Consider the following 8,417-nt stretch of genomic DNA (forward strand, 5'->3'; position numbering starts at 1 on the left):
CGATAACTTTGGAGATTTTTCGAGCGCTGAAATTCAAAGTCCTGTTGTAATCGGCGCAGATACCGTTGTATCATATAAGCAGAAGATACTTGGTAAACCAAAAGATAAAGAAGCAGCCAGAAAGATGATAACCGGTATCCAGGGTGATGAGCATAAGGTTATCACAGGAGTTACTGTTTTGTGGAAACAAAACGGCCAGGTTCGTTCACTTGTCTTTGCTGAAGAAACTCAGGTTTTTGTATATGATATGACTAAGGAAGAGATTGAGAATTATATCTCTACCGATGAACCGTATGATAAAGCCGGAGCGTATGGAATACAAGGTATGTTCGGCGTGTATGTAAAAGGTATACACGGAGATTACAATAATGTAGTCGGACTTCCGATCGCCAGACTTTATCAGGCACTTGTGTATTACAAATTGGTACAGTGATATGTCACGACATAGAAGTATATCCATGTACTTCTAAACATGTCGAAGTTACATCCCTGTAATTACTTTAAGGCATGTACTGTTACAAAATATAGCTGTTTGTAATTATGTGCATAATCATGGATGATTGGGTGCCCGAAAGGAGTAGACTATGCATGAATTTGATGATGACGTACTGGATTATTTTATTGAGAACCAGGGCCAGCTCTTTCCTGAAGATGTAGCATCTTCCAGAGAAGAGGCTGAAGCATTTCTTGAAGACTGCTGCGCAGTAGTAGTTGGTTCCGTTGATGAAGTAATTGAATACTTCGATGAAGCGGGAGTTGATTTTGATGCGGACAGCATTATGGATGCCTCTGAGGTTTTCGATATTGGAGACGGACGTTTTCTTATTGTTGAGGGATAAGGTGCTTTCACCCTGTCACAAAATTAAATACCGCAGTATGTAAATTTGCATACTGCGGTTTCAATACTTCTTTACAGAACGAAATACGAATTTACAGCGCTGCCTTTTCAATAAAAGGAGCAAGTCCGTCGTGATCGTTGTCTGTATCTGTTATAACATCTGCATTTTCTTTTACAAGATCAGTTGCATTAAGCATGGCTATTCCTGTCCCTGCAGCTTTTATCATGCTTATATCATTTTGCTCATCACCTGCTGCAAAAGAGTTTTCAATAGGTATATTAAGATAGTCACAAAGACGGACTACTGCAGATCCTTTTCCGGCTTCACTTGGGAAAATTTCAAGATAGAAGGGATTTGAATACATTATTGAAAGCATATCAGGTGCAAGCTTTTCAACTTCTTTTCTGAAGTTCTCCATTTTCTCGTGGTCATGAAGCTCAATAGCTATACATTTGGAAGGGCCGAAGGTAAGCTTTGAGATAATATCATCCGTGACTATCAAAGGTGTCTTTATGACACGTCTGTAATAATCCATACATTCCCCATTATCAGGAGAAATAATATTATCATCATTGTAGGTATGAATATGAATATCGTGGGTTTTAGCAAGCTCGAAGCATTTACTTACAAGATCAAATGGAATCTGTGAGCGGTATATAAGCTTCTTGTTATCACAATCATAGATCTGACCACCATTGTAACCTACAAGGAACGAACCGGGGAAGTTTAGCCCCAGGCTTTTCTGAACGTCCATGGCTGAATCAATGGCGCGCCCTGTGCTGATCGCAAAGTGTCCGCCGGCAGATGTAAAGCGCTCTAAAGAAGCCATAGTCTTTGGCGTAATCTTTTTTTCGCTATTTAATAATGTACCATCAAGGTCGAAGAAAAATATATTATTATTCATGTTTACAATAATGCACTCGTTTTGCCTTTAAGTCAACAAAACATGAGTAAGCTTATCGCACGCAGCATATTATGTTATACTAAGTAGGCGTTTTTTCTAAGTAAGATCAAAACTGTTTATAAAGTGCGATGTTTGAGCTTATAACTTAAATAAGAGAAAAATCTAAAGAAATAGCAATCTAAAGAAATAGCAATCTAAAGAAATAACAATCTAAAGAAATAACAATACAAAGAAATAACAATCTAAAGAAATAACAATAGAAAGAGGTATAAATATGAGAGCAGTAGATTTACATACACATTCAACAGCATCAGATGGAACATATACACCAGCCCAGCTTATAGATTATGCACACCAAAAGAACCTTGCAGCGATAGCACTTACTGATCACGATACTACCAAAGGTCTTGCAGAGGCAATGGCTCAGGGACAGAAATATGATGATCTTGAAGTTATTCCGGGAATTGAGTTTAGTACAGACTATGAAGGCAAAGATATTCATATTGTGGGTCTTTACATGCATTATGATGATCCCGAGATACAAAAAAGGCTTCAGGAATTTGTTGATTCAAGAGTTATGCGTAACAGAAAGATGTGCAGACTCCTTACAGAGCACGGAGTTCCAATGGATTTTGACGAGCTTCAGGCAGCTTTTCCTGATTCAGTCATAACAAGAGCTCACTATGCAGCTTATATGCTTGATAAGGGCTATATAAAGTCAAGACAGGAAGCCTTTGACAGATATATTGGTGATAACTGTGAGTGTTTTGTACCAAGAGAGAAGATAACTCCTGTAATGGCAGTTAAAATGATACTTGATGCAGGTGGAGCACCTATCCTTGCTCATCCTATACTCTATGGAATGTCAGATGACAGATTAAGAAAGCTTGTTGGAGAATTAAAAGAAGTCGGACTTATGGGCATTGAAGCTATCTATACAACTTATACAGCTTCTGATGAGCGCCAGATAAGGAAGATAGCAGAAGATTATGATCTTCTTATAAGCGGCGGTTCTGATTTCCATGGAGATAATAAGCCGGGAATCGACCTTGGAGTAGGTTATGGCAAGCTTTTTATACCTGAAAGCGCACTTGATAAGATCAAAGAAGCTCTTAATAAATAAAGACTGTCAAGCAATTTTACTTTACACAGAGTAGTTTTTTGTGTACAATACGCAGTGGTGCATTTCTAAATTTTTTAATATAGGACTGCAAAGGGGAACTTGTCACCTTGCAATTCTTAAAGCATATTTAATGAGGTAAATTATGATTCAGGCTAATGGAGTAACACTTAGAGTCGGCAAAAAGGCTCTTTTCGAAGATGTAAACATCAAGTTTACAGAAGGCAACTGCTACGGTATTATCGGAGCAAACGGTGCCGGAAAGTCTACTTTCCTTAAGATCCTTTCAGGCAAGATCGAGACAACTAATGGTGATATATCAATGACACCAGGACAGCGTCTTTCATTCCTGGAACAGGACCAGTTCAAATATGATGACAACGAAGTTCTTAATACAGTAATAGGTGGTAATTCACGTCTTCTTGAAGTTATGCAGGAAAAAGATGCTATCTATGCCAAGGAAGACTTTACAGATGAAGATGGTATCAAAGCATCTGAGCTTGAAGCTGAATTTGCTGAGATGGACGGATGGGAAGCAGAAGCTAACGCTGAGTCACTTCTTAACGGACTTGGAATCGAAACTGAGCTTCATACCAAGCTTATGAAGGAACTTAATGGTGCACAGAAGGTTAAAGTTCTTCTTGCAAGAGCTCTTTTTGGTAACCCTGATATCCTCCTTCTCGATGAGCCTACTAACCATCTTGACCTTGATGCTATTGCCTGGCTTGAAGAGTTCCTTATAAACTTTGAGAATACAGTCATTGTCGTATCTCATGACCGTTACTTCCTTAATAAGGTCTGCACATATATAGCAGATATCGATTATGGTAAGATCCAGCTCTATGCCGGTAACTATGACTTCTGGTATGAGTCATCACAGCTCATGATCCGTCAGATGAAGGAAGCTAATAAGAAGAAGGAAGAGCAGATCAAAGAGCTCAAAGAATTCATAGCAAGATTCTCAGCTAACGCTTCTAAGAGTAAACAGGCTACTTCCAGAAAGAGAGCCCTTGAAAAGATCGAACTTGATGATATCAGACCTTCAAGCCGTAAATATCCTTATATCGATTTCAGACCTAACCGCGAGATCGGTAACGAGGTTCTTACAGTAGAGCATCTTTCAAAGACTGTAAACGGTGTAAAAGTTATTGATGACGTTTCATTCGTAATACAGCATGATGATAAGGTTGCATTTGTAGGCGGAACAGAACTTGCAAAGACAACTCTTTTCCAGATCCTTATGGGCGAGATCGAACCTGATGAAGGTACATATAAGTGGGGTGTAACAACATCTCAGGCTTATTTCCCTAAGGATAATACCAAGGAATTCGATAACGACTATACAATCGCAGACTGGCTTACACAGTATTCTGAGATCAAGGATGCTACATATGTAAGAGGTTATCTTGGACGTATGCTCTTTGCAGGTGAAGATGGTGTCAAGAAGGTTAAGATATTATCAGGTGGTGAGAAGGTTAGATGCCTTCTTTCCAAGATGATGATATCAGGTGCTAATGTACTTCTTTTTGATGAGCCTACTAACCACCTTGATATGGAATCCATCACAGCTCTCAACGAAGGTATGATAAAGTTCAAGGGCGTTGAACTCTTTGCTTGCCGTGACCACCAGGTTGTTCAGACTACAGCTAACAGGATCATGGAATTCCTTCCTGATGGATCACTTATTGATAAGCGTACAACTTACGATGAATATCTTGAAAGCGATGAGATGGCACGTAAGAGAACTGTTTACCAGACAACTGAAGAAGACGAACAGGACGACTGATAACTTTAATTTCATAGGTTATTGTTTTTCCTAGGAAAAGTGATGATCTGGATGTTTTAGAACAGAAGTATATTGAGCTTTTGATGTAAATGCCGGGACTTTGGCGAATATTGTCACATGAAGATAATATTTGCCAAAGTCCCGTTTTGTTTTCTTATTTTATTGATTACATAACGAGCAGATTGTATAATTAAGAGCGGGTCTGTTATCCACATAAGGCGCGGAATCTAGCCTGTCATCTATAAGGCAAGACGCCTTTGGCCCTTTAATATTCATTTTTGGATCACAGATTCAAGAATGTAGCAATAGAGCCTATTGAGCTTAAAAACATAAATTAATCACAAGGGGGAGAGTTTTATGAAACTTAAGCTAAACTATGGGAGAACAATCCTGATCGGATTTGCCTTTATGTCAATCTGCACTTTCTGGCAGTTCTACGACAATGAAATTCCAAGAATTCTAAAATATACATTTGGACTAGGAGAAGGCGTTACAGGCTTTATCATGGCACTTGATAACGTATTTGCACTATTCCTTCTTCCTCTGTTTGGAACTTTTTCAGACCGGGTTAATACCAGATTTGGAAAAAGAATGCCATTTATACTTGCAGGTACATTTCTTGCTACCATACTTTTCCAGATTCTTATAAATGTTGCCAATGTTCCGGGAAGACTGCCTCTTTTTATCGTAGTTCTTCTGCTGTTACTTGTATCAATGGGAATATACAGATCGCCGGCTGTTGCAATGATGCCTGATCTGACACCGCCTCCGCTTCGCTCACGTGCTAACGCTATCATCAATCTCATGGGTACTGTTGGTGCTATATACACACTTGCAATGATATCACTCCTTTTAAAGGATGCCGAGGATCAGACAAAGACCAACTATACACCACTTGCACTTGCAATAAGCATAGCAATGGTCGTAAGCGTCGTAATTCTTTTTATTACAATTAATGAAAATAAAATACGAGACAAGGTAACCAAAGAAGTAGAAGCTGCAGGTCTTTCCATGAACGATGCAGATGATGAAGCATCCATGAAGGCTCAAAAAGCAGCTAAAGAAGGTACAGATAAGGTAAGATCTACTATGGACCCTTTGGTAAAGCGAAGCCTTATGTTCCTACTTGTATCTGTTCTTTTGTGGTATGCGGCTTATAATGCTGTAACAACAGCTTTTTCCAGATATGTGGAAGAGGTTTGGGGACTTAAAAACGGAGCTTATGCTAACTGCCTTATGATCGCAACAGTGGCAGCAGTAGTATCTTATCTTCCTATAGGATGGATATCAGCTAAGATAGGACGTAAGAAGACAATTCTTGTGGGCGTTGCCCTTATGAGCATATGCTATTTTTGCGGAGTCTTTGCTACAGGGTATTCAAATGCTATAGCCGTAATGTTTGCTATAATAGGCTTTGGCTGGGCAGCGATCAATGTTAATTCTTATCCTATGGTTGTTCAGATGTCTGATGCAGCTGACATAGGTAAATATACAGGATATTATTATACTTTTAGTATGGCTGCACAGGTGTTCACACCTATAGCATCAGGCCTTTTACTTGAACATGTATCGTACAGGACACTTTTTCCTTATGCGTTCATATTTTCGACACTTGCATTTGCTACAATGCTTATGGTAAGACACGGAGATTCTGAAAAATAGGCCTTTAATAATACATTTTTGATGATTTAACGATAATGTAATTGATAAATGAGATTCAGTAGTAAAAAATTATTGAATTTTAATATCAATATTGGTCTGTTTTTGAAACAAACTCTTGCCATAAAAACGCCCATGTATTAAAATAAGCAAGTGGCGTTTGTGAGTTTTTTCACAAATTCTGAAGAGGTTGGTAAATAAGTAATGAGTTCTAAGAAAATACTGCTGACATTAGCATCTATACCGGCTACAATTGGGGGACTGTATCTGGCGGCTGTAATGCCAAGAATAATCAAGAGACCTTCAAAAAAGCCTTTCGTTGGCAAGTTATATGCACATCGAGGACTTCATGACAATAGTTCCAGTGCACCTGAGAACTCAATGGCCGCATTCAGAAAGGCCGTAGAAGCCGGATATGGTATCGAGTGTGACGTTCAGCTCACAAGAGATGGTATACCGGTGATTTTCCATGATTTTACACTTGCAAGGGTTGCAAGATACGATAAGGGCTTTGAATCACATTATCCTGTTCGTAATCTTGATGGCAGCCTTGGAGTAAGAGGTAAAGTCGGCGACTATTCTTATGAGGAATTACAGCATTTTCACCTTCTTGATTCCGAAGAGAAGATTCCTAAGTTTGAGGATTTTCTTAAGATGGTCGATGGAAAAGTTCCGCTTATTATAGAACTAAAGATTGAAGCTTTTGATACAGGAGTCTGTCCTGTTGCAGATGGCCTTTTAAGAAATTATAAAGGTGATTACTGCATAGAATCCTTCAATCCTCTTGGACTTATATGGTACAAGAAGCATCACCCAAGTGTTATGAGAGGACAGCTTGCAGAGGAGTTCCTCAAAGATGAAAAGGATGAATTCCATTCAAAGATATGGAAGATACCTTCAAATCTGCTTCTTAATTTTTTAACACGACCGGATTTTGTAGCATATAATTACAAACATGAAAGAAACATGTCAAGGCGTATCGTTCGTAAGCTGTATCGTAATACAGCAGCAGCCTGGACCATCAAGGATCAGGATGCTTTGGACAAGGCCAGAGGCAAGTTTGATATATTTATTTTTGACAGCTTTATACCTGATATGAAAGAGAAGGCCGAGAATATGAAAGAAAAGGCTGATCAGTTCATGGAAGAGGGTACGCGTGAATATACGCAGCTGAATTAATCTTGATAATATCTGTATGATTAAGGTTCTGTTCAGGAACTAAATGAGATACCTGAGAAATCGAGTTCGTTTCTGGACAGGGTCTTAAATTGTGCAGATGATTATAAAAAAATGTATAGGGAAATTGCAGATTTTGGAAGAATCTGCGAAGAAAGGGAAGAAAATGGCTAATAAGTGGGTTTACACCTTCAAAGAAGGTAACATGACCATGCGCAATCTCCTTGGTGGAAAGGGCGCTAACCTTGCTGAAATGACTGAGATCGGACTTCCGGTTCCACAGGGTTTCACAATCACAACTGAGGCTTGTACTCAGTATTATGAGGACGGTCGTAAGATCAACGACGAAATCATGGCACAGGCAATGGAAGGTGTTGCTTGGATGGAGAAAGAGAACGGTAAGAAGTTCGGAGATCTTGAGAATCCTCTTCTTGTTTCTGTTCGTTCAGGTGCTCGTGCATCTATGCCTGGTATGATGGATACAATCCTCAACCTCGGTCTTAATGATGAAGTTGTTGCAGCTATGATCAAGGGCAATCCTGATCCTGCATTCGAGCGTTTCGTATATGACTCTTACAGACGTTTCATTCAGATGTTCTCAGACGTTGTTATGGAAGTTGGTAAGAAGTATTTTGAGCAGCTCATCGACAAGATGAAAGAAGCTAAGGGCGTTAAGTATGACGTAGACCTTACAGCTGCTGACCTTAAAGAGCTTGCTGAGCAGTTCAAGGCTGAGTATAAGAATCAGCTTGGTTCTGATTTCCCTTCAGATCCTGTTGAGCAGTTAAAACTTGCTATCGAGGCTGTATTCCGTTCATGGGATAACCCTCGTGCTAACGTATATCGTCGTGATAACGATATCCCTTATTCATGGGGAACAGCTGTTAACGTAATGCCTATGGTATTCGGTAACCTTAACAACCAGTCCGGTAC

Annotated in this window: 8 protein-coding genes; 7 read left to right on the plus strand and 1 reads right to left on the minus strand. The window is 39.3% G+C overall.

The window, feature by feature from the left end; all coding sequences use genetic code 11:
* Together K6G87_RS05670 and K6G87_RS05675 are read left to right on the plus strand one after the other, a co-directional pair.
* Window positions 1–433: Maf family protein (locus K6G87_RS05670; protein ID WP_296834840.1), on the plus strand; the 433-nt coding region annotated here is incomplete at its 5' end.
* A gap of 151 nt (window positions 434–584) precedes the next feature.
* Window positions 585–839 (plus strand): glyoxalase, encoded by a 255-nt coding sequence (locus tag K6G87_RS05675; protein ID WP_296834841.1) that lies wholly within the window; start codon window positions 585–587, stop codon window positions 837–839.
* Between the two features lie 91 nt (window positions 840–930).
* On the opposite strand, the gene K6G87_RS05680 is transcribed toward K6G87_RS05675, so the two are convergent.
* Window positions 931–1,743 (minus strand): Cof-type HAD-IIB family hydrolase, encoded by an 813-nt coding sequence (locus K6G87_RS05680; RefSeq protein ID WP_296834843.1) that lies wholly within the window; start codon window positions 1,741–1,743, stop codon window positions 931–933.
* A 274-nt stretch (window positions 1,744–2,017) separates the two neighbouring features.
* Here K6G87_RS05680 and K6G87_RS05685 point away from each other — a divergent pair, with 274 nt between their 5' ends.
* The 5 genes from K6G87_RS05685 to K6G87_RS05705 all read left to right on the plus strand — a co-directional run.
* A complete protein-coding gene (locus K6G87_RS05685) occupies window positions 2,018–2,866 on the plus strand; it encodes a PHP domain-containing protein (RefSeq protein WP_296834845.1) in 849 nt (282 codons plus the stop codon).
* Window positions 2,867–3,008: 142 nt separating this feature from the next.
* Window positions 3,009–4,649, plus strand: a complete 1,641-nt coding sequence (locus K6G87_RS05690) for an ABC-F family ATP-binding cassette domain-containing protein (RefSeq protein WP_296834847.1) — start codon at window positions 3,009–3,011, stop codon at window positions 4,647–4,649.
* Between the two features lie 357 nt (window positions 4,650–5,006).
* Window positions 5,007–6,311, plus strand: coding sequence for an MFS transporter (locus K6G87_RS05695; protein WP_296834849.1), 1,305 nt, complete (start codon window positions 5,007–5,009; stop codon window positions 6,309–6,311).
* A 201-nt stretch (window positions 6,312–6,512) separates the two neighbouring features.
* Entirely contained in the window at window positions 6,513–7,487 is a 975-nt protein-coding gene (locus K6G87_RS05700) for a glycerophosphodiester phosphodiesterase family protein (protein ID WP_296834850.1), read from the plus strand.
* 163 nt (window positions 7,488–7,650) lie between these two features.
* Window positions 7,651–8,417, plus strand: a 767-nt coding sequence (locus K6G87_RS05705) for a PEP/pyruvate-binding domain-containing protein (RefSeq protein WP_296834851.1), incomplete at its 3' end; no start/stop codon positions are given.

It is taken from the genome of Butyrivibrio sp. (assembly GCF_024699075.1).

What these genes read in the sequence shown, in the direction of transcription:
- K6G87_RS05685 (WP_296834845.1), top strand. Translation starts at nt 2,018, where the DNA reads ATGAGAGCAGTAGATTTACATACACATTCAACAGCATCAGATGGAACA.
- K6G87_RS05675 (WP_296834841.1), top strand. Translation starts at nt 585, where the DNA reads ATGCATGAATTTGATGATGACGTACTGGATTATTTTATTGAGAACCAG.
- K6G87_RS05680 (WP_296834843.1), bottom strand. Translation starts at nt 1,743, where the DNA reads ATGAATAATAATATATTTTTCTTCGACCTTGATGGTACATTATTAAAT.
- K6G87_RS05700 (WP_296834850.1), top strand. Translation starts at nt 6,513, where the DNA reads ATGAGTTCTAAGAAAATACTGCTGACATTAGCATCTATACCGGCTACA.
- K6G87_RS05695 (WP_296834849.1), top strand. Translation starts at nt 5,007, where the DNA reads ATGAAACTTAAGCTAAACTATGGGAGAACAATCCTGATCGGATTTGCC.
- K6G87_RS05690 (WP_296834847.1), top strand. Translation starts at nt 3,009, where the DNA reads ATGATTCAGGCTAATGGAGTAACACTTAGAGTCGGCAAAAAGGCTCTT.